The 20,100-nt window shown below is 45.0% G+C and carries 28 protein-coding genes and 1 pseudogene; 20 read left to right on the top strand and 9 right to left on the bottom strand.

Annotation, left to right across the window (positions count from 1 at the left end; all coding sequences use genetic code 11):
• The first annotated feature begins 17 nt into the window (after window positions 1-17).
• The 9 genes from DWX59_RS14895 to DWX59_RS14855 all read left to right on the top strand — a co-directional run bounded on the left by DWX59_RS14895 (window position 18) and on the right by DWX59_RS14855 (window position 4,250).
• Window positions 18-422, top strand: a complete 405-nt coding sequence (locus DWX59_RS14895) for a hypothetical protein (RefSeq protein WP_117559988.1) — start codon at window positions 18-20, stop codon at window positions 420-422.
• 66 nt (window positions 423-488) lie between these two features.
• Complete coding sequence (locus DWX59_RS14890; RefSeq protein ID WP_117559987.1) at window positions 489-1,154, top strand: SMI1/KNR4 family protein; 666 nt, start codon at window positions 489-491, stop codon at window positions 1,152-1,154.
• Window positions 1,155-1,224: 70 nt separating this feature from the next.
• Window positions 1,225-1,506, top strand: a complete 282-nt coding sequence (locus tag DWX59_RS14885; protein ID WP_117559986.1) for a hypothetical protein — start codon at window positions 1,225-1,227, stop codon at window positions 1,504-1,506.
• 20 nt (window positions 1,507-1,526) lie between these two features.
• Window positions 1,527-1,985: a hypothetical protein gene (locus DWX59_RS14880; RefSeq protein WP_117559985.1), complete on the top strand. Its 459-nt coding sequence runs from the start codon at window positions 1,527-1,529 to the stop codon at window positions 1,983-1,985.
• Between the two features lie 13 nt (window positions 1,986-1,998).
• Window positions 1,999-2,463 (top strand): hypothetical protein, encoded by a 465-nt coding sequence (locus DWX59_RS14875; protein WP_117559984.1) that lies wholly within the window; start codon window positions 1,999-2,001, stop codon window positions 2,461-2,463.
• Complete coding sequence (locus DWX59_RS14870; protein ID WP_117559983.1) at window positions 2,460-2,930, top strand: hypothetical protein; 471 nt, start codon at window positions 2,460-2,462, stop codon at window positions 2,928-2,930. The genes DWX59_RS14875 and DWX59_RS14870 overlap by 4 nt, the downstream gene beginning before the upstream one ends.
• A gap of 45 nt (window positions 2,931-2,975) precedes the next feature.
• A complete protein-coding gene (locus DWX59_RS14865; RefSeq protein ID WP_117559982.1) occupies window positions 2,976-3,320 on the top strand; it encodes a hypothetical protein in 345 nt (114 codons plus the stop codon).
• 67 nt (window positions 3,321-3,387) lie between these two features.
• Window positions 3,388-3,846: a hypothetical protein gene (locus tag DWX59_RS14860; protein WP_117559981.1), complete on the top strand. Its 459-nt coding sequence runs from the start codon at window positions 3,388-3,390 to the stop codon at window positions 3,844-3,846.
• Window positions 3,847-3,938: 92 nt separating this feature from the next.
• Window positions 3,939-4,250, top strand: coding sequence for a hypothetical protein (locus DWX59_RS14855; RefSeq protein WP_117559980.1), 312 nt, complete (start codon window positions 3,939-3,941; stop codon window positions 4,248-4,250).
• Window positions 4,251-4,429: 179 nt separating this feature from the next.
• Here the strand turns inward: DWX59_RS14855 and DWX59_RS28730 are convergent, their stop codons facing one another.
• From DWX59_RS28730 to DWX59_RS14840, 4 genes are all read right to left on the bottom strand, one after another.
• Window positions 4,430-4,591 carry a hypothetical protein gene (locus DWX59_RS28730; RefSeq protein WP_165642248.1) on the bottom strand — a complete coding sequence of 54 codons (162 nt, stop codon included), beginning with the start codon at window positions 4,589-4,591 and terminating at the stop codon, window positions 4,430-4,432.
• A 181-nt stretch (window positions 4,592-4,772) separates the two neighbouring features.
• Window positions 4,773-5,348 carry a hypothetical protein gene (locus DWX59_RS14850; protein ID WP_117559979.1) on the bottom strand — a complete coding sequence of 192 codons (576 nt, stop codon included), beginning with the start codon at window positions 5,346-5,348 and terminating at the stop codon, window positions 4,773-4,775.
• Between the two features lie 69 nt (window positions 5,349-5,417).
• Entirely contained in the window at window positions 5,418-5,666 is a 249-nt protein-coding gene (locus DWX59_RS14845) for a DUF3781 domain-containing protein (RefSeq protein ID WP_117559978.1), read from the bottom strand.
• Between the two features lie 133 nt (window positions 5,667-5,799).
• Window positions 5,800-6,360: a TetR/AcrR family transcriptional regulator gene (locus DWX59_RS14840; RefSeq protein ID WP_117559977.1), complete on the bottom strand. Its 561-nt coding sequence runs from the start codon at window positions 6,358-6,360 to the stop codon at window positions 5,800-5,802.
• Between the two features lie 141 nt (window positions 6,361-6,501).
• Between DWX59_RS14840 and DWX59_RS29330 the strand changes: the two are divergent.
• Together DWX59_RS29330 and DWX59_RS14825 are read left to right on the top strand one after the other, a co-directional pair.
• Window positions 6,502-7,434 (top strand): annotated as a pseudogene (locus DWX59_RS29330) (NmrA/HSCARG family protein).
• Between the two features lie 76 nt (window positions 7,435-7,510).
• Window positions 7,511-8,365 carry a sialate O-acetylesterase gene (locus tag DWX59_RS14825; protein WP_180215692.1) on the top strand — a complete coding sequence of 285 codons (855 nt, stop codon included), beginning with the start codon at window positions 7,511-7,513 and terminating at the stop codon, window positions 8,363-8,365.
• 407 nt (window positions 8,366-8,772) lie between these two features.
• Here DWX59_RS14825 and DWX59_RS14815 read toward each other — a convergent pair whose 3' ends face one another.
• The 5 genes from DWX59_RS14815 to DWX59_RS14790 form a co-directional block, all read right to left on the bottom strand.
• The gene (locus DWX59_RS14815; RefSeq protein ID WP_409337938.1) at window positions 8,773-9,546 is read right to left on the bottom strand and encodes a 4Fe-4S binding protein; all 774 of its coding nucleotides are present in this window, start codon (window positions 9,544-9,546) and stop codon (window positions 8,773-8,775) included.
• A gap of 201 nt (window positions 9,547-9,747) precedes the next feature.
• Window positions 9,748-10,173, bottom strand: a complete 426-nt coding sequence (locus DWX59_RS14810; protein WP_117560067.1) for an MmcQ/YjbR family DNA-binding protein — start codon at window positions 10,171-10,173, stop codon at window positions 9,748-9,750.
• 370 nt (window positions 10,174-10,543) lie between these two features.
• A complete protein-coding gene (locus DWX59_RS14800) occupies window positions 10,544-10,987 on the bottom strand; it encodes a hypothetical protein (protein ID WP_235845058.1) in 444 nt (147 codons plus the stop codon).
• A 15-nt stretch (window positions 10,988-11,002) separates the two neighbouring features.
• A complete protein-coding gene (locus DWX59_RS14795) occupies window positions 11,003-11,404 on the bottom strand; it encodes a hypothetical protein (RefSeq protein ID WP_117559973.1) in 402 nt (133 codons plus the stop codon).
• A 157-nt stretch (window positions 11,405-11,561) separates the two neighbouring features.
• Complete coding sequence (locus DWX59_RS14790; RefSeq protein WP_117559972.1) at window positions 11,562-12,044, bottom strand: hypothetical protein; 483 nt, start codon at window positions 12,042-12,044, stop codon at window positions 11,562-11,564.
• 426 nt (window positions 12,045-12,470) lie between these two features.
• Here DWX59_RS14790 and DWX59_RS29645 point away from each other — a divergent pair, with 426 nt between their 5' ends.
• The 9 genes from DWX59_RS29645 (at window position 12,471) to DWX59_RS14745 (ending at window position 19,931) form a co-directional block, all read left to right on the top strand.
• Window positions 12,471-12,596 (top strand): hypothetical protein, encoded by a 126-nt coding sequence (locus DWX59_RS29645; RefSeq protein ID WP_268878112.1) that lies wholly within the window; start codon window positions 12,471-12,473, stop codon window positions 12,594-12,596.
• 143 nt (window positions 12,597-12,739) lie between these two features.
• Window positions 12,740-13,396 (top strand): DUF2695 domain-containing protein, encoded by a 657-nt coding sequence (locus DWX59_RS14780; RefSeq protein ID WP_117559971.1) that lies wholly within the window; start codon window positions 12,740-12,742, stop codon window positions 13,394-13,396.
• The gene (locus DWX59_RS14775; protein WP_117559970.1) at window positions 13,362-13,970 is read left to right on the top strand and encodes a hypothetical protein; all 609 of its coding nucleotides are present in this window, start codon (window positions 13,362-13,364) and stop codon (window positions 13,968-13,970) included. Before DWX59_RS14780 ends, DWX59_RS14775 begins: the two co-directional genes overlap by 35 nt.
• 112 nt (window positions 13,971-14,082) lie before the next feature.
• Window positions 14,083-14,502: a VOC family protein gene (locus DWX59_RS14770; RefSeq protein ID WP_117560066.1), complete on the top strand. Its 420-nt coding sequence runs from the start codon at window positions 14,083-14,085 to the stop codon at window positions 14,500-14,502.
• 431 nt (window positions 14,503-14,933) lie between these two features.
• A complete protein-coding gene (locus DWX59_RS14765) occupies window positions 14,934-15,470 on the top strand; it encodes a CD3072 family TudS-related putative desulfidase (RefSeq protein WP_117559969.1) in 537 nt (178 codons plus the stop codon).
• An 82-nt stretch (window positions 15,471-15,552) separates the two neighbouring features.
• Window positions 15,553-15,759, top strand: a complete 207-nt coding sequence (locus DWX59_RS14760; RefSeq protein ID WP_166460232.1) for a hypothetical protein — start codon at window positions 15,553-15,555, stop codon at window positions 15,757-15,759.
• A gap of 428 nt (window positions 15,760-16,187) precedes the next feature.
• Window positions 16,188-17,003 carry a hypothetical protein gene (locus DWX59_RS14755; protein ID WP_117559967.1) on the top strand — a complete coding sequence of 272 codons (816 nt, stop codon included), beginning with the start codon at window positions 16,188-16,190 and terminating at the stop codon, window positions 17,001-17,003.
• Between the two features lie 20 nt (window positions 17,004-17,023).
• Entirely contained in the window at window positions 17,024-18,988 is a 1,965-nt protein-coding gene (locus DWX59_RS14750; protein WP_227116772.1) for an ABC-F family ATP-binding cassette domain-containing protein, read from the top strand.
• Between the two features lie 133 nt (window positions 18,989-19,121).
• Window positions 19,122-19,931 carry a mechanosensitive ion channel family protein gene (locus tag DWX59_RS14745; RefSeq protein WP_117559966.1) on the top strand — a complete coding sequence of 270 codons (810 nt, stop codon included), beginning with the start codon at window positions 19,122-19,124 and terminating at the stop codon, window positions 19,929-19,931.
• The last annotated feature ends 169 nt before the right edge of the window (window positions 19,932-20,100 follow it).

The raw sequence follows: 20,100 nt of genomic DNA, 5'->3' as shown, positions 1-20,100 counted from the left end.
GCTGGAGGAGGAATAAGTTGATATACAAACGCTACAAGGATGCTGATAAATTGATTGTGGATGCGGATGGGTTAAAATTGTCAGATGATGCATTGGTTTTGATTTATCATGAAGATAAGTGGTATGATGACGTTTTGATTGATTTGGAAGGACAAGCCGTAAGTTTTGAGAAACTAAAACCATATATAATATTTGCTGCGAAGAACCTTGCTGAAATGGATGTTATCGCACAGAAATATAGTGCATTGCATGGGGGCGGCAGATTCGTGGATGGCTATGAGGTTACCTATGTATTTCTTGATGCGCCTGACAGGATAAGGTTGAGGTACTGTGGGATAAACCAAAACTGCTTTCTTTACTTCCAATATGTCAGAACATCCCAGCCATTCCGGACGCATCTGGTTATACGCTTCTCAACATAAGGCGTCTGTGGTAAAATAGGTTTAAAACAGTGGTGCATTCACAGGGACAGACAAAGGAGGAGTGCTGTGAAAAACAGGATGATTGATCAGTTGCGCAATGTGATGCCAAGTGGTATGCAGATTCCGAAGGAGATAAAGGCGCTATATCAATATATTGAGGATAATCATCTCTATATAGATAAAAATGGCTGCAGGTATGGTGTCCTGTTTCCAGAGGATGAGCTGATGGCGAGCCGGACTGAGCATGGAAGAGAGGGAGGAACCAGAATCATCTTTTATCCGGGAGGAACAGAAAACTTGAAATATTGGTTTGCCAGTGGGGAAGATGAGGAACTGCAGCAAAGGCTATGTGTCTTTGCACAGACCGGTGGGGAGGGCTCCGAGGCGGCGTTCTGGCTTACGGATGAAGGGGAACTGAAGATTATCCATATGGGTTCAGGCTCAGGCTCCATGCTATCCTGTATGCTGGCGGATAATGCGCTGGATTTTTTAAGGCTGATTGCTATTGGGTATGATGAAATATGTTGGGATGAGGATTTTGCGTATCCGCCAAATGAGAATCCGGATGCGGAAGTGATGGTGAAGCCGAATACAAAGTTTCAGAACTGGGTTACCCAGGCGTTCGGCACCCGGATACCGAAGACTGCCCTGGAAGTCGTGAAGCATCCGGCGAATATGGACGATGAAAGCTCGGAAGATGCGTTTTTCAAGTGGATTCAGAAGTATATGTGAGATAGGTCCCTGTATGTGGAAAGTTAAATTAAATCTTTAGATTGTTCTATTGCAATTAAGGAGTATGTAAATGGAATTAACAAATGAACAACGAAAATATTTGGGCCTGGAGCTGATTGAACCTGCGTGGGAACGCATTGGAATACCGAATAACTGTCTGAAGCCTGAATTATCCACAGGAAAGGATATCCTGTTTTTTGATGGCGACATACTTCGTAAGGTGATTTGGCTAGATGATAAAGGAAGTTTGCTATTGCAGGGGAAAGGACTACCAGATAGGTATATTGCTTCCGATATAACTGACGGGCTGGGTTCTGCAAAAAGATTTGGAAATGACTTGTATGAAAAGTGAGGATATGGAGAAGAACAGAAATGGATGAGAATGTTTTGTATTTAACCCGTTTTTGTGGCGTGGAACGGTATCCGGTGGAAACGGCAAAGTGGTACATCATAGAGGGCGATGGGACAGAGGATGACCCGGATATGCTGTGCTTGGAAATGGATTTTGGCATGGGGGATGGCCTGCATGAGGATACGGCATATCTGGAAGCGGAGCCGTCATGGGAGGTAAACTTCTATTCGCTGAAAATCCCAGCGGCTTCCCTGCAGCCGGGATTCTGCCTGGAACAGCCTAACCGGGAGGAAGATGTGGAGGGGAACCTGTACTATATGGAGCATCAGCCTACCATCGATAATAAGATGGAGGTTGTTGAAGCGGAAGGAGAGCGTCTGAAAATCCGGCTGACCGGGATTACAGAGGACGTGAACTATTATGATGGTTCCAAGCCGAAAAATACAATGGAACTGGTCGCGTGGTTTGATAAGAATTAATAAGGGGGAATATATGTCAAGAATAGACAGCGGCGAATGCTTTTGTATGGACATGGAATGGTACGGCGTTGACAAAAAGGGCAACATAGCTGTTTTCTGTAGTGCTGGCAAGGGGTATCTGCCGGAGTTTGTGTGTGAGGATGTGGAGAGGGCGGAAGAATTGATGGAGTATTTTGACACAGTTGAAAAAATAACAGAAAGCACATTGTTTTTTAAGTCAATGGAACAGGCGGAGCAGGCTGCAAGGGAGTTTTCTGACAAAGGGCTATATTATTTTGATTCGGATGATGGCACAAGGTTCGGGGTTGCAACGCTCCACGAGTATTACACAAAACGTTCCGCCCCGCTGAGGCCATTGGAATATGAGAGGCTGCCAGAACATATCAGAGACATATTAGGGCATAACCGGATGGATGTTGAGGATTTTTCTGCTACCCATGCACTGCATGTGAAGCATGCGTATGAGGTACGCATATGAGGTATGATGGTAAGCCTTTATTTGAATGTGTTCAGTGCCTAATGTGCATCTGCCGCCAGCTGCCTCCATATGGGCATTTCACGGTTGGATTGGATTATGTATTTGATTACATAATTGACGCAAGGAAAGTAACGGACGACCTGGGGGAAACCATTACATTACCAGAAGCTGTATTCCTTTCCTGTTTTGAGAATCTGGGGGAGGCTATTACTTCCTTCAGCCCGATTTTGTACGATACGACAGAATACCATTTATATCTGATTTTAAGCGGATCTGGCTGCAGCTTGGAGGAAATCAAGGCGTATGCAAAGGCCATGAATGTGAACTATCTCCAGGCAAAACGGGCATTGACGCAGGAGCGGAATCTGATTGCGTCTGGGAGAGCCTATGATATAGGAGAAATGCTTGGCAAACTTGAAACGTTTGACATACATTATGAAATCGAGCCTGAGTATCCATATGGATAAAAGATGAGCGGGCTACACAGACAGACTGTATAGGGAGGTGCTGGTATGGCAAAGGCTGAATTCGGAATCATTGAAGATATTATGGAAACAAGAGAGTATTCATATAACCCGGAAAAATACCATTGCGTGTCCATTGATGATGAGGTTTACATAGAGGACTGGTGGGATAAGCTGGTCCTTCTGAAGACATATTTCCATAACCTTAACCGCCCGGATTTTGGGCTCGCTAGGTGGGGGATAACCTTGATACCGCCGGAATCACTCCCTGCATTCCAGGAGGTAGTGATAGCGGATAGAAGGATGAACAGGGATGGGCAGTTGGCAGCGCTGGCCGATAAAATAAGCGAGGCAATCCGTAGGGAGAAATATATGATACATTTTGGCGTCTGACCCAGGAGTCTAAATTACAAGGGCATAAAAGTCCAGGCTATTTGGCAGGAATAATGGAGGATAAACGATGGATATGGTTGAAAAACAGCGCATTCATGCTCTTTTTACGGCAAAGGATTATATGGAGCTCTACCGGACCCAGAAACCAACGGTTGACCTGATGCTTGGGATTAAAGAGCAGTGGGAGTTTGAGGATTTCCTGGTAGAGGAGGGATACTTTGAGGAGGCTCCTTTCTGGCTGTATTATTCAGTCGTACAGGGTGATTTTTTAGAGATGGGCGGATATGAGGAAGATGTTACTGAACAGGTCGCGGCGTTCCTGCAGGGAAAACTGCCGAAAGCTGATTTCCAAAGCATTGCAGTGCATCTCCAGGGTATATATGTGGACATAGATGAAAGGGATAATTTGGAAGAAAAAATTGAATTTTGCAACCAGTGCCTGACGGGTGCAGGCTATTCAATCCAGGTAGAGCATGACGATACCTATTGTACATGGGATTATTTCTTGTCGGTTCAGCACACATGAAAATCTCCCAAATACAAGGATAAGCTGTTTGACGGATATTGTAATAAAATCAGGGAGGCTAATAAACTCCCGTTGAAATGAGGAGGGGCTGGGTGATAAAAGTACGGTTTTATACTGACGACAGAGACGTATGTTCCATCATGGAGGAAAATCTGACTGGCGGCATTGAAATAGAAGACTGGCTCATGCAGCGTATGGATGGGATATCCTTTGACAGTATGGATTACCCGTGTGATATGGAATTCTGTTATGACTGCTATTTCCAGAGTGATGCAGATGAATTGAAAGCCAGGGAGATATACGGTTTGCTTGAAATCTCCTCCTTGGACAGGATGGGTGTAAGATGTACTGTTTGGGTTACGGATCATTCTTTAAATGAGGAAATCAAAATAACAGGAAGGTGAGGTGGACACATGGGCTTCCCCGTATTTATGTTCCTCCACGATATTACCGACAAGGCACCATTGCCATTCCTGTCCGGCAGTTTTTCCTTCTGTTGTTGTTTCCATCGTATTTATCACCCTGAAAATCCTGTTTATTAATCCACTTTGTTAAAAATGACCGTCTGTTCCTTCATGGAAATCTAACCGACCTGATAGCCGTAATCCGTCATTTCTTTTTTATATTGTAGAAAAGAGTGGTCTATGGGTATGACTGTAATCTCCTGTATTTCCTCAAAGGCAAGCTTGAATGATTGGCTTCCGTTTTTTTGTACATATTTCCATAGGGCGTTATACTTGCTCATTGTTTTTCGCCTTCTTTCTATTTTTTCAGTTATTTATGGGCTGTCTAACCTTCCTTAAGCCTCGCCGATATATGGTGTTGTTCAATTTCCGACAAACTGTAATTATGTTGGAAAAGGATTCCCCAGGTGCAAACTCAATTCCCCTCCAGAGCTTTTTAATGGGTAACGACAAGCGGATTAACTATTCTGACCAATACCCTATACCAGGGTTATATTCAGCGCCAATGATGCCTTCCCTTTCAAAATCATAGTCAAGGAATCCTTCTTCATCCAGATGAAATACACCGCTGAGATAAAATGCAATCATGGTTTTGAAAAACAGTTCTGCTGAAGCATGCATTTTCTGCAGGCCATTATCTGGGGAAAAATGAAACACAGCTTCTTCATTATTATATGTTTCCACATAGCAGACATAGCAGGATGAATAGTCGGCTAATAAGGGAATGATTGTTCTTATCCGGGCTTCACATATATCATCTGACGCTAACATTTGTAAAAGGGTGTGGTATTCCTTTTCTAATTCCTCAATGTGTATCAGCCTATATCCTGGAACGAAATCCATATACGTTTGATTGTCAATGCCTCTATATGTTCCGGATACTTCTCCGTATATTGCCTTGAAAACATCGGGTACGACGGGTGATAACCTGGAAAGGGTTTCATTCCATGTCTGGCTCTCAGTCCCCAGGCTGTCTTTATATCCTTTTCTCATTATATCTGACAAAGAAAGATACTCCTTGACCAAATCATCCAACATTTCGTAGTTCCTCCTGTGTTAATTCCGATGACCCTTACTGTGCAGCTCCCTGGCAAATGGGAATTGAATTTATTTTTTAATATGCGCTGTAATAATTGTATAGCTGTAAGCGTTGACGGTTATCTTTATAGTTCCAATTTCGCAGTACCAATTTTTACCCTGTCGGTATATATGGCAATTTTCATCCATAATTAAATCCTTACAATATTCAACTACATCCGTGTCATCTAATTTCAGATTCTTTTTTATTCTGTCGATTCCCATTTCAGTAGTGTGTATTTTATCAATATTATCAACCAATAATGCGCAATCGCTCATTATGCCATGCTCCTATCGCTTCCGATTGTTCGGACAACCAATTCCCTGCAAATGGGAGGTTGTCATTCAATCATATATGATATTCCTTTATTAAGATTTTCTAATATATGTTCCATTGGACGATCCTTTTCCATTACAGAAACAGCGCCTCAAACAACAAACGGTTCTCGTTGATAACATCAAATTTTCCACCTGCCATAATCCATTTGAGGACAATGCCGTTTGACAAGCAGCATAACGAGTTGCCCAGTATCTTAGGAGATGAGGTGCGCTTAATCTGTCCTTCCTGCTGGGCGCGTTCAATCAGGCTGGTTACAATATCCGATAGCCCGTCCTGTTCCGGCAGCAAAGGGATAACCTCGTCCTTTAGGTATATACGGTACAACTCCTTTGTCAAAGTGACACCGGCCCTTGTGACGTGGCGGATGCGTGTTTCTATAATCCTCAAAACTTGATTCGCATAGTCATTTGCGCTCAAAATAGAGGCTAATTCCTCACTGCTTAGCATGTTGTCAGTGGAAAAATAATCACGGACCAACTCATCCTTTGATTTGTAGTAATAATAAAATGCCGTTTTCGTAACATCAATTTCTTTACATATGTCATCTATGGTGATATTTTCAAAACCGTGTTTCTGGAACAAACCAATGGCAGCTGTCAAAAGCGCCTCTTTGGTGGCTCTCTTTTTAGCCATCCTAACACCTCCGTTCGTGAATGTTTTTATTATAAAATACTTTACCCTAAAAATCAATAACATTACTATGGTAATAATTTTAATTACTTAGATATTGATTTTTTGATATCACAGGAGTATAATGATGCCAATGAAACCAAAATGAAGGTAATATTTAGGATGAAGAAAACATTGCAGCCAATACGAATCATTGGAGGGACAGGAGTACAGGGCGGAAATGCTGCACGGGAACTGCTGAAGCACAATTACTGTGTTCGCGTTCTTAGCAGGAACCCGCAGTCTGCCGCAGCGCAGGAAATTGCGGCAGAAGGAGCAGAGGTTATACAGGGCGATATGGCTGATGTCGATTCGCTGGAGCCTGCTATGAGAGGCGTTTCAGCTATATTTTCCGCCCAATACGCCGACCCGGACGACCCATCGGTCGAGCCGCGCAACGCGGCTAATATGGTTAAGGCCGCTCAATAAGCCGGAATTGAGCAAGTGGTTCACACTTCAGTTGCAGGCAGCAATTTATTCCCGCGCTGGAACAAATACAAAGCATTAACCGACTATAACGAGCAAAAATACCAGATTGAGGAATTCGTCAGAAACGGCGGTTTTCGTTATTGGACAATTCTCCATCCATGTCTGTTCATGGAATGCTTTGAGGAAAAGTCCGTCAAGGTAATGGCGCCAGAACTGAAAAATGGCGTGCTTTTCGGCATATTGAAGCCGGATACCCCAATAAAGTGGACTTGCGGCGACAATACCTCACAGTTTGCCCGCGCCGCGTTTGAAAGCCCGGAAAAGTTCAATAAGAAAGATATCAATGTTGCCGGAGATGAATTGTCGATGTCACAGGCGGCACAAACGTTGAGCCGAGTGCTCGGTAAGAACGTAGTTTATGAGGCTTTCAGCCATGAAGAAGCTGTGCGCAGAGGTCTGATGGAAGGTACTGTATGCGGTCAGGAATGGATGGAGGCCGTGACTCCCGGCTTTGGATTTGATATCAATGAAACCAGGCAGTATGGCGTCCCTCTGACCAACCTCGAAACGTGGGTAGCCACTCATCAGGAAACAATCTTCATCCGATAAAATATAAGCGTAAAGCTAACCAATTGGGAATTTATATCAGATTAAGAATATGTAGAGATTAAGGAGTTTTTAAGAAATGAAAGATATAGTGAAATCATTTTTGATAATTGGTCAATCTAACATGGCTGGCCGTGGCCATCTCCACGAAGTAAAACCTATAATAAATGAAAGGATTGTCATGTTGCGCAACGGAAGATGGCAAATGATGGCTGAGCCCATCAACTGTGACCGTTCAGTCTCTGGAATCAGCCTTGCAGCGTCGTTCGCAGATGCATGGTGTCGTGAATACAAAGAAGGCAAAATTGGTCTCATACCATGTGCCGAGGGCGGAAGCGAAATCGATGAGTGGGATGTTGGTAAAACGCTCTATAACCATGCGGTCAGTGAGGCCCGGTTTGCCATGAAAAACAGTCAGTTGTCAGGTATTCTATGGCATCAGGGGGAGTCGGATAGTATGGGCGGCAAGCATGAAATATACTATGAAAAACTACATAGAATCATGCAAGGATTTAGAAAGGAGCTGGATGCACCTGATATTCCAATTGTCATCGGCGGGTTAGGAAGCTTTTTAGGTCAATCAGGTTTTGGAAAGAATTGTACCGAATATATGCTTATCAATCAGAAGTTGAAACAATTTGCTTTTGAGCAGGCTAACTGCTACTTTGTTGATGCTGCCGGGCTTGCCTGTAACCCTGACGGCATTCATATCAATGCAGTGTCCCAAAGAAAGTTTGGCTTGCGGTATTTCGAGGCGTTTTTCCACAAGCAGCATATATTAGGACCTTTAACAAATGAGGATGAAAGGGTTTTGGTTCTTGAAGCCAGAACACACACAAAGACCGAGAAAACATTCCTGTTAAGTATGCAAATGGCTTTAGGCGATATATCGTATAGCGATTTTAAAGCACAGCTGGCACAGACCGGAGAGTGAATACAGATGGAATAGCAGGTTCGTTTTTGCTAACAATCTGAGTCCGAGGCGTGTGCCTAGGACTTTGTCTACAGTCTGATTCCACATCACGGTAAAATGTGATGTGGGATTTCTTAACTTAATGCCATTGGACATATTCTCCAAGGCTTTTCGCTTTATATCAAGGGCAGGGTACCTATGGTGGGCGGAGCCGTCATGGGAGGTAAACTTCTATTGGCTGAAAATCCCTTCAGATTCATTGGAGCCGGGATTTTGCCTGAAGGAGCCTGACCAGGAGGAAGATATAGGCAGGAACCTGTAATATAGGGAGCATCAGCCAACCATGGATAATAAAATGATGGTCATTGAGGTGGATGGGGAGCGTCTGAAAATCCGGCTGAGCTGGGTCACTGAGGATGTGAACTATTTCACAGTGCATTTTTAGGGCAGTTCACAACACACTCAAAACAAAGGATACATTCCGTACCGTTTTTCCTTTTGCGGGAATTGTCTGTTACATCCACGTTCATTGGACATATCTTTTTACATTTGCCGCAGGAAATACATTTATTTTTATCACATTTTATCCGGAGCAGGGAAAAATAACTCATGGGTTTCAGAAACACCGTGATTGGGCATATGTATTTGCAGAATGCGCGATTATCTTTAAAGACAAATGCCAGGATAATGCCAATAACATAGTATGATATGTTTCCTATGATAAAAGCCCAGAACATAATCCTTTCAATATTACTAACATGTATGAGGAACAGGGCTGAGACAAAAATAAGCGAGGCTGTGAATGTGAGGTAACGAATCCAGCCAATGCTCTTTCCCGGCTTTTTAGGGATTTTATAGGGAAGGAAATCAAGGACCATGGCCGTCCAACAGGCAAAGCCACACCATCCCCTGCCAAAAAGTAATGGCCCAAAGATCTTAGCGGCAGCATAATGGATGGTTGCGGCTTCAAATACGCCCGTAAAGAGATAGTACCAGAACCCCTCAATCTGCATGTTCTCGCCGCTGATGAATCCCAGATAAACCAGCATATAAAGCCCGACCAAAAGCTGTGAGCTTCTGCGGGCATATCTGTATTTTTCGATAATAAGAAATATCCCCAAAGAGACGGATATCCCGATATAGCTGAAATTAAATAAGTAAAACAAATTTTTCCGTGTCAGCCACAATGTGACTGCTGCCATTTCAAATACCAGCAGTATCGCTGTGGGCAATAGATATTTTCTTGATTTTTTTGCATCTGCAGTTTTGGCTTTCATAATTCCTGCTCCATCCATCCTGGGTTTACGGCGCGATAAACTGGAACCAGCGTCCCCTGTCATGGTGCGGGCCCCAAGACTTATGTGATGTTAATCCATGTTCTTTATTTCCTTTTAATTCTGCAATCAGTCCACGGGCAGGTCTTGCTTTTCCAGTAATCCCTGCTGCATCTTTTTGCTTAAGGACGAACGTACTAAGTGATAGGAAGCATGCACAATATCTGCAAGTACATCCTGCGGCATGTTGCCATCCAGATATACTGTGCTCCAATGTATCTTATTCATATAGTAGCCTGGCACGATATCCTCGTACTTGCTGCGCAACATATCACTGAAGGCAGGTTCCAGCTTCAAGGTGACAATCGGACGTCTGTTTCTGTCATCAATGCCTATGTAGGCGTACATCTTGCCGCACAACAGATACTTGTATGCCTGCCATGCAGGCTGAAATTCTTTTTCCGTAGACGGCTGTCTTTGTAAGCAGTCATCCAGCCATTGGTAATTTTCCATGATGCGCTCAGGCCATGGTGTTGCGTTTGATAATCCTGCCATAATATATTCCCTTTCCAGGTTATGTCTGATCATTATTAGGCTAAATCACATTCTTGATGAGTACCTTTGGTTCAGCCGACGACATTATGTCAATTGTGTGGTTTTGCGTATATACGCCGTAATACCTCCATTTTCCAGGATAGATAGGATGTTATTTATCTGGAAATTCTCTAATGACGTGTATTTCCCCAATGATATGCTCATTAAATTCTTCCAGTTTTCCGGCAGGGCCCAATAACTCCTTATGGTGCGCGCCCCCGACCTGATGGACTTCAAACTGCCTGCAATAATGGTCGTCTACCTCAAACTTTGTGACATAACCTCTTCCGATTTTGCTGTATTGTATAATGAAGTATCCTCAACACAATTTTTATCCTTCGTTGTTTACCAGATTCAGACAGGTTTTTGTTATATATTCCTTATGTCTATATTCAAACGCCTTCCCATGATTTTCGTCCTTTGTGCTTATGAAGATCTCCACAAATACCGTATAGGGCGCTGCCTTTTTTACATATTTCACCAGGGAGTTGTGCACCTTGGTCAGACAGTCCGGTCTTGGTATATCCTTTTTATTTTCATCGTGATATCCAGAATTGCCGGTTGCGGTATAGCCGTAATCCAAACATTCCTTGCCATTTACGGTCAGAATCCTTATGTCTCCGGCCTCCGGAAGATGGAAGTAGCAGCTTGGATGATTATATTTTCCATATGGAGAGATGATTCTGTTATCCTTGCTTTCGATGGCCCTGCCTGATGTAAGGTCTTCTTTTACAACCGTAAAGCCTAAGTCAACAGCCTTTTGTGCGGCTGTCACCAACTTACTTAGTATTTACCGGCCATTTACTATCTTGTCTCGGTAAGCCTTCCATCTTTTAAATCCAGTGGGTTTATCCAGGCTGATAAATCTGCCTGTACTGCAGTTGATGAGCCGGGTATTTAAGTCGGCCATTAAAACAGCAAATACCTCTTTTGGCTCACCGCCTCTGATATGCAGCATGACAGATTCCGTATCTGGATGTTCACCAACATTGAATTCAATTGACCAGCGGCTGCTGTCAAGGTTCTGCCAGGACAAATCATCACAATTGTAAATAAGTCCAGGCTCTTTTGCGATTTTCTTTATCACGGAGGCTATTTCTGTCTGCTTAAATGGAATGATATTTTCGCTGTTTATCTCGTCTATGGCTTCGCTGTTTGCCTGTGTCCTTATCATTATGACATCCCAACTCATTCCTTGCTCCTTCCTGGGCTGTTTAGGTTCTGTTGCGCCGGAGTTATTCTTATGATGAATATTCTAGCACAATGTGGATATTCCGTCCATGCAGCGTTAGGAATCATCCTGGCTGCCCATGGCTTTTGTGACCGCATACAAATACAAATCTTTAAATCTATATTTCTCCAAACTTCAATACTTCGCTTTTATGATTCAAGATTAAATCATACATCCACTTATAGAGATATACCTCATTGTCGCTTATCCATTTGTCTATCTTGTCCGTTTCATCAAACCATTCCTCTGGATAGTCATAGTTTTTCTGATATTTTTCATTTGCATAATCGTGTATACCGCATCCATAAACAGATGCCATTTCTTCTTCGTTAGTTGCTTTCAGAAAAGACAGTGCCCTTTCAAATTTCCCGTTTTGGAATGCGCCGCTCTCGTAATATTGCCATACTCCGCACCTAAGACTCATTCCCTGCCAGTTATTTATTTCCATATACATAAAAGCAATATCCGGAATGTCTGTGAACGGTGTGTTCCTGTACCTGTCATAAAACAGCATGAAGAACTCTGCGTCGTATTTCCAGAACATTTCATGTCCTGATGATTTAGTGGAAACAATCAATTCATTTATTGCATTGTAAGTCATACCATATCTCCATTCAATTCCAGTTTTGCTGTAGAGAAATAATCAGTTTACAAAAGTATAACATGCGCATCTTTATTCCACAACGGTTTCCATCTCCCTCTCTGTCTGTTGCCGTATACACGCACCATATGTTATAATTTAAGCATGGAAATATATGGACCCTGACCATATTCAGGGCATTGATAAATAGAAATTGAGGAGGCTGTCACGGCGCCTGCTTTATGGGGCGGAGCAGCCTAACCAGGAGGAAGATGTGACGGGAACCTGTACTACATGGAGCATAAGCCTGCATGAATCATAAGATGGAGGTATTGCGGCGGACGGGGAACGTCTGAAAATCCGGATGGGAGAGGCCATTGCTTGCTTCAGCCTGGAGGGAATCAAGGCATATGCAAAGGTCATGAATGTGAATTATCTCCAGGCAAAATGGTATTGACGCAGAAGCGGAACCTGATTGCGGCCGGGAGTGCCTATGATATATGGAAAATGCCAGGCAGGCTTGAACCGTTTGATGTATACTATGGAATCAAGCCGGAATATCCATATGAATGAAAGATGGCCGGCAAGGTGGGGGATAACCTTGATACCGCCGGAATCACTTCCTTCATTCCAGGAAATAGTGATAACGGATAAAAGGATAGGCAGGTGTATGTTACCTGGATTGTACAGGTAAAGAAGTATTCCTTTCTGATATCATGGACAAAATGAAGGCAAACAAGATAGCTATACCGGATGGGAATGCTTATCAATTGGTATTGGGGCATTTTATAGATGAATTGTATCGGTATAAAATCGGTAATATAATAACCGGCAGTCAGGATAGCCAGGGAGACATCCTATTGATGAAAGCAGCTGAAAATGAAAGGGCGGCCCTGCGGATTCCAGTCAATAAAACAGATTCCATCCGCTGCCATGACAAGGGCGGACTTGACAAAAAGAGGGAAGTCCGGCAAATGGAAAAGCAGCAGGAAGGCAGCCATAAGCTTCTATCAAAAGAAGAAAAGAAGCTGCTGTTGAAACAATGGAAAGCCTCCCAAAATAAAAAGCATATGCTCAGTAAGACGAAGGTGCAGAAACTTTTTCATTACTTAGAAGTACAATTAGCAGGAAATCCCTGTAATCATACATTACATTTTACAGGACAATGGCTGGAGCGTCATCTGCCGCCGGAAAAAATAGGGAAAGTAATTGCGCAGATAAAAGGAATGGGTGGATATTGTGATTGTGAGGTGCTGTTCAATTGCTATGAAACATATGGAAGCCATGAAAGACGGGGGATGACTCCAGGCTATTCAGGCCCCGTACAAAAGGAGAAGGATGAAGCGGAAAAAGGGGATATGGAACAATTATGAAGGAGGCCTGCGCATGGCCGTCCAGCGGTGGGTTTCATTCAGGCCTGTGTTTGACACAAGGCCGATAGTTACCTTTGGGACGGATTATATCCATACCCATGACTGCCTGGACCCATGCAGGGGATATGGATGGGTGACGCTTCCTGACTGGCATTGCGGGGATACAGAGCGGGCATATAAAAGTTATACGGAAAAATTCATTCCTGGGTTTGAGGCGTTAAAGGCAAGTATATTGGACGCGGTCCTGCTGCAGCTCAATGAGATGCGCTCTCTGGACCAATTCATCACTGCTTACCAGTCCAATGATTTATTGTTTGGAAAACGGATCCAGTCCTATGTCGGAGCAGGATCATACTTTGGATTTATCAACGGTGTCAGGCACAGCCATGGTATGGAGCGCCTGGACCTGGTCATGAAAGAGATGGAGGATTGGGATTTTTGCAATTTACCCAAGGCTGTCAGGGAATATCTGTTGGAGCTGAAGGAGAAGCGTTTCACAGATGATGAAGCAGATACGCTGTTTGTTGGATATTGCGATAAAATCAGGGAGGCCAATAAACTCCCGTCCGGATAAGGAAGGATGGCGCGATAAAAGTACGGTTTTAACAGATGACAGAGTTTTATGTCCTGTCATGTAGGAGAAACTGACCGGTGGTATTGAGATGACGATAGAGGAGAAAATGACGATGAATGGAAAAAAAGTACGTGTAGGTGTGAGTCTGTTGGTTGGCAACATGGACAATATGGTACGGTTCTACAGAGATATATTAGGCTTTCATACTCAATGGGAGGGTGGTCCATTTGCGGATTTTGAAACGGGAAGTGGTGATTTATCCTTGTTTATGTATAGCAGGGAAGAATTCGTCAAAGCAATAGGAGAGGACTACATTCCGCCAAAGGGTATCAACCAGACGTTTGAAATTGCTCTCTGGCTGCCTGGTTTTGCTGATGTGGATTTGGAATATGCGCGCCTGTCAAAGTTGGGTGTGCAATTCCCAACAGGAGAACCTATTACCTATCCTTTCGGCATCCGCAACTTTTATGTAGCTGACCCAGAGGGGAATTTGCTTGAAATCGGGAGCACGGACTTATATAGATTATCCTAGGGCGTGTGTTGCCCTAAGGGGGACCTATGGTGGTTTCACATTTTTTCACCTGAATCGAACCTTGTTCCCTTACTTCTCTTAAGTTCTGCCCCATTCATCCGCTGCCTGCCAAATGCCCGGGCAATCCTGTTTGGGTTGTAGTTGCCGTTATTCCGCCATAGGTATGGCTTGTGACAATCTCAACAGGGTTCTTGGTAAGCTCCCCGCTGTTATTATGCTTGCGATAATCATGTTGCCGCACCCACTGGTCATATGATATAATTTATCCCATGAATGAAGGAAGAGGCGGCAGGATGCCGGCATATCCCAATCAGCAGTACTGTTCAGAAGGGATGACCGTTATCCCGTATTTGTCAAGGCGCTCTATGCTGTGCCTGATGAAGCGGGAATGAAATTCCGGTCAGGCTTCTGGGGAGTTGTAAGGAGGTATTATGTTTAATGATGGAAGAAGCAAAAGAGTTGTTTTTGTTGCACATTGTTTTCTGAACCAAAATTCTATTTCTGATGGGACCGCGGTCTATCCGGCCGCGTTCAAGGATCTGGTCGTTTTTTTCTTAAATGCTGATATCGGTATTGTTCAGATGCCTTGTCCTGAACTTTGCTGTTTAGGGCTTGACAGAGGAAATATCCATGGCGCGGATAGTCCGGTAGTTGTAGAAAACACACGTATCCGTAAAGAAATGAAAGAGGATGGGGCGAATAGGAAATTGGCAAAGTTAGCTGATTATGTAGTGCAGCAAATCTTAGAGTATGATAAGTCCGGATTTGAAATCGTTGGCATGGTGGGGGCAAACCGTTCCCCAAATTGCGGTGTTGACACAACCTCGGACAGGAATGAGGAAATCAGCGGAATGGGGCTGTTTATCGAGGAGATATCCTCCCGGCTTTCAAACATGGATATTACCATCCCAATGATTGGACTGAAAGGAAATGATAATATAATTGAACGGCTTCAGCAATTATTATAAAGTCCGGCTCACGCAGCGGCTGACCTGCATAATAAACCGGAACATATGGTATGATGACATATATGGTAATTTTGCCGTTGATGTGGATTATCTTTATGACGGTGATACATCTGGCATTCCATTGGCAGATTTTAAGGCTTTCTTCCGTTCCCATGAAACCGTGTTTGATGATGACGGCGAGTGTTATATCTGCTGGAATTACGGGCTTTATAAAGAGTCATTTACCCATGACCATTTTGACGATGTACCGGCCAGTTATGGCCAGAAAAAGACAGGAGATTTGATATAGTAATACCGCGCAGATTAAAATCACGCCAGCCGCAGCGTGTTCCCGGGATATTCAATGTGAGACCGGACACCTGCGATACGGGCTGGACCGCACTCCTCCCGGAACTGGTGTGATGGGACTATTGTACCACGCCGGTCTATGGAAGGCAATATCTGTTTAAGCGGGGATAATCGGTCCAACAGATTATGAGACGTCAGTCATCTGAAATCAAGCCCCAAAAAGGGAGGAGCCGGCAGGGATTACTCCCTCCGGCTGTATTATGAAAAAAAGTCTTATAAGCAATGTTCTTTATGCTTCTTAGTATATCCATCAAATATGAGCAGATTATAGATGAAATATGAACAGATTGTAAGAAGTTTGTAAATGAAATATGATGTGGGAATATAAATATTTATGGTATAATCCCCCTTATAGGGAGGTGTGATGTTTTGAAGGGTATAATAAAAAATGCTGCAGTGTCATTGCTGGTATGTATGATGCTTCCTTTGACAGGGATGGTTTCCCTGGCAGGACAGTGGGAGCAGGATCATCTGGGTATCTGGAGCTACAGGTATCATGACGGTGATTTATTAAAGGGCAACTGGTACTGGATTGACGGGAATCTGGACGGGACAGCGGAATGCTATTGTTTTGATGCACAGGGCAGTCTGTATCAGAACACGGTTACTCCGGATGGATACACGGTTGATTCCTCCGGGGCATGGATGCAGGACGGGGTCCCGCAGACCCGGACAATCCGCCGTGAGGGGACAGGAAGGCCGTTTGGCATGGCATCCTTAACTGGCGGCGTCCTGTCCAATGAATGGTCGGATTACCGTCTGGTGATCCCTCCGGGCAGTGATAGGAAGGATACGGCGGAATATACGGATGCCGGGGATCCGGATCAGGAATACTATGACCTCAATATGCTTACAACGGATGGGGAGGGCAGCTTTTCCATGTTCATTTGGTATTATAAGGATAAAGAACCTGGGATACCGGCCTCCAGCCAGATGAGGAAGCATAATTACGATTTGATACACCGGTACAATTATCCGGAACCCTTTGTGGAATCGGAACAGACGGTAGGAGGACATACCTTCAGCGCAACCAGGTTTTACGGCTGGGGTTATGGACATATCCAATTTAAAAGAAAGATAGATGATATGGTCATGGATATGACATTTTCCTATCCTGACAGACCGGAGTCCGAAGAAAAAGTCATGGATTTCATTGAAAGAATCATGCCCGCGGGCGGCGTATAGGAAAGAAGCAGGATAAAGACATGTTATACCAGATAAAAGACGGAACCGTGTCGGCAGGGGGGAAGGTCATCTTGTCCCACATTGATTTTGAGATACGCGGAACAGAGAAGATTGCAGTGGTTGGAAAGAATGGGGCGGGCAAGACCACATTGTTGAATGTGATTGCAGGTACAATCCCACTGGACCGTGATGATAAAAGGATGGGGCCAGGGATTTTGTGTTCCAGGAAGGTGATGACCGGAATGCTGTCCCAGCAGGTTTTTGCGGATGAGCACCGGACTGTGGAGGAACTGCTTATGCTGTCCTGCCCCTTAAGGGACAGCTTTGACCGGGAGCGGTTTGAGTATGAACAGGAATATGACAGGCTGTTTACCGGGCTTGGGTTTGCAAAAGAGGACAAGAAAAAGCCCATATCCCGGTTTTCAGGAGGGGAACAGACCAAGATTGCCCTAATCCGCCTCCTGCTTGAAAAACCGGATATTCTGCTGCTGGATGAGCCCACCAACCATCTGGATATGGAGACCTGTGAGTGGCTGGAAGGTTATATGGGGCAGTATAAAAAGGCGGTTGTGATGGTTTCCCATGACCGCTTTTTCCTGGACCGTACCGCGGATGTGGTTTATGAACTGTCGGAAGGCAGGCTTACCAGATATCCGGGTAATTACACGCATTACAGGGAAGAAAAGCTTAAGAAGATACAGCTTCAGAAAAAGGCTTATGAGCGGCAGCAGGAGGAACGGGAGCGTCTGGGCGGCCTGGTGGAGCGCTTTAAGCATAAGCCAAATAAGGCATCCTTTGCCCGTGCAAAACGCAAGGCCATGGAGCGGATGGAACGGGTGGAAAGGCCCCAGGAGGATGACAGCCGCATCTTTACAGGAGAGATAACGCCGGAAGTTCCAGGGGGCAAATGGGTGTTCACCTCTGAACATTTAAAGGTTGGATATGACAAGGCGCTGTTGGAAATCACCATGCGTATACGCAGGGGGCAGAAGATAGCCATTCTTGGTTCCAACGGGGCAGGTAAGACAACTTTCTTAAAGACCGTGGCCGGTTTCCTTCAACCTGTGGATGGGGAATTTTCCCTGGGCAATCATACCACAATCGGTTATTTTGACCAGCACAGTGCGGGAATTGAGTCAGGGAAAACGGTATTTGAACATTTTACAGGCATTTTCCCGTCCCTTACACAGAAGGATGCCAGAAGCATCCTGGGTGCATACCTGTTCGGGGGCCGGGAGGCGGAGAAAAAGGTGTCCTCCCTGTCCGGCGGGGAAAAGGCAAGGCTGGTGCTGGCTGAACTGCTGCAGAGCCGCCCCAATTTCCTGGTCCTGGACGAACCTACCAACCACATGGATATACGGGCAAAGGAGAATCTGGAATCCGCGTTCCGCGCCTATAAGGGAACCATTCTTTTTGTGTCCCATGACCGTTACTTCATCCGCCAGATAGCAGATGCGGTGCTTATATTTGAAAACCAGGCCGTGATGTATTATCCCTTTGGTTATGAACATTATCTGGAACGGAAGAAGAAGCAGGAGGCGGGAGCCTCCATCGGGGCTCAGATTAAGGCCGAGGAGCAGGCTCTGATTGCCGGCATGCGCGCGGTGCCAAAGGCAGAACGCCACCGTCTCCGGGAGATTTCCACAGAGTCGGCTTATGTGGACTGGAAAATGAACCTGGCCCTGGAACGTCTTGTATCAGCAGGGGAAAAGGCAGAAGCCATGCAGATACGGATGCAGGAGTTATATGGGTGCTGGCTGCAGTCTGAGGCCTTCTGGGCAGGAGAGGAGTGGCCTGAGACGGGACGTTACGAGGAGCTTGCCGGACAGTATGAGGAAGCCTTCAGGGTCTGGCATGAAGCCTGTATGGAGTGGCTGGACACGGCAGGGGAGACGGGCGTGTATTGTATGGACAGCAGGAATCATGATCGGGAGTTTTGCCCTGATGCAGTTCATGCTGTATATGATGTTCCGCCCGGAATTTAATGGGACAAATTGGATTAAGACAGTGAAGATTCGGAAAAATATGGATGATAGTTGAAAGAAAGCCAGGATTGTCAATTTCCGGTGTTTATGATAGACTGATAGGCAAGCAGTCATAAAAGGAAAGGACGTCTGAATGGAAATACTTCTCATTAAGATAGCAGTCATCGGCGGTCTATGGAGCGCCGGTATGTTTGCCATTAACAAAATATTCGGGATTATCCTGAAGCGCAAGGAACAGATCCACATCAAATTCTTAAGAAGCATGTCAAAGGTTTTATTGTCCATCACGGCATGTATCTGTATCAGCGGTCTGTTTACCACCACAAAGGCCCTGAGCGCAACCCTTTTGACCAGTTCCTCCCTGCTGGTCGCCATTGTGGGTTTTGCGGCCCAGCAGGTGCTGGCCGATGTAATCAGCGGCATCATGCTCAGCTGGTCCAGGCCCTTTAACCTGGGAGAGAAAGTCAATATCAGCAGCCTGGGGATATCGGGGATTGTGGAGGACATGACGGTGCGCCACACAGTCATCCGCACGTATCACAACAGCCGGATGATTATCCCGAACAGTGTGATTAATAAGGCAATCATTGAAAACAGCAATTACAACAATGATTACATTGGCAATTACATGGAGATAGCGGTCAGCTATGAAAGTGACCTGGAGCTTGCCATGGAAGTCATGCGCGATACCATTGCGTCCCATCCCCTGGTAACGGATATCCGGGCGGACCAGACCGAGGGCAGCAAGGTAAACGTGGCTGTCAAGGAACTGGGGGATGACGGTATCATCCTGAAGGCCACGGTATGGACCAACAGCCTTGACGATAATTTTGCGGCCTGCAGTGATATCAGACGGCTGATTAAGAAGAATTTTGATGCAAACGGCATCTCCATTCCGTACCGGCATGTGCACGTTGTGACGGATACGGAAGATGGGGCTTGATGCAGGTATCATGGTCAGGGGGAGGAAGGCTGGCCCGGAACCGCCGGAACGGAACCGCTGTCAGAGGGCTCTGGCCCGGAACCGTTAACAAAGAACTGCGGATACAGATACAGGCTGCCCGGTAAGCGGTTTACCGGACAGCCTGTATGCGTATCATTTGGGGGGGGGG

Origin of the sequence: Enterocloster aldenensis (assembly GCF_003434055.1) — a bacterium.
GTDB classification, from domain to species: domain Bacteria; phylum Bacillota; class Clostridia; order Lachnospirales; family Lachnospiraceae; genus Enterocloster; species Enterocloster aldenensis.
This window is presented reverse-complemented; position numbering and strand designations above follow the sequence as displayed.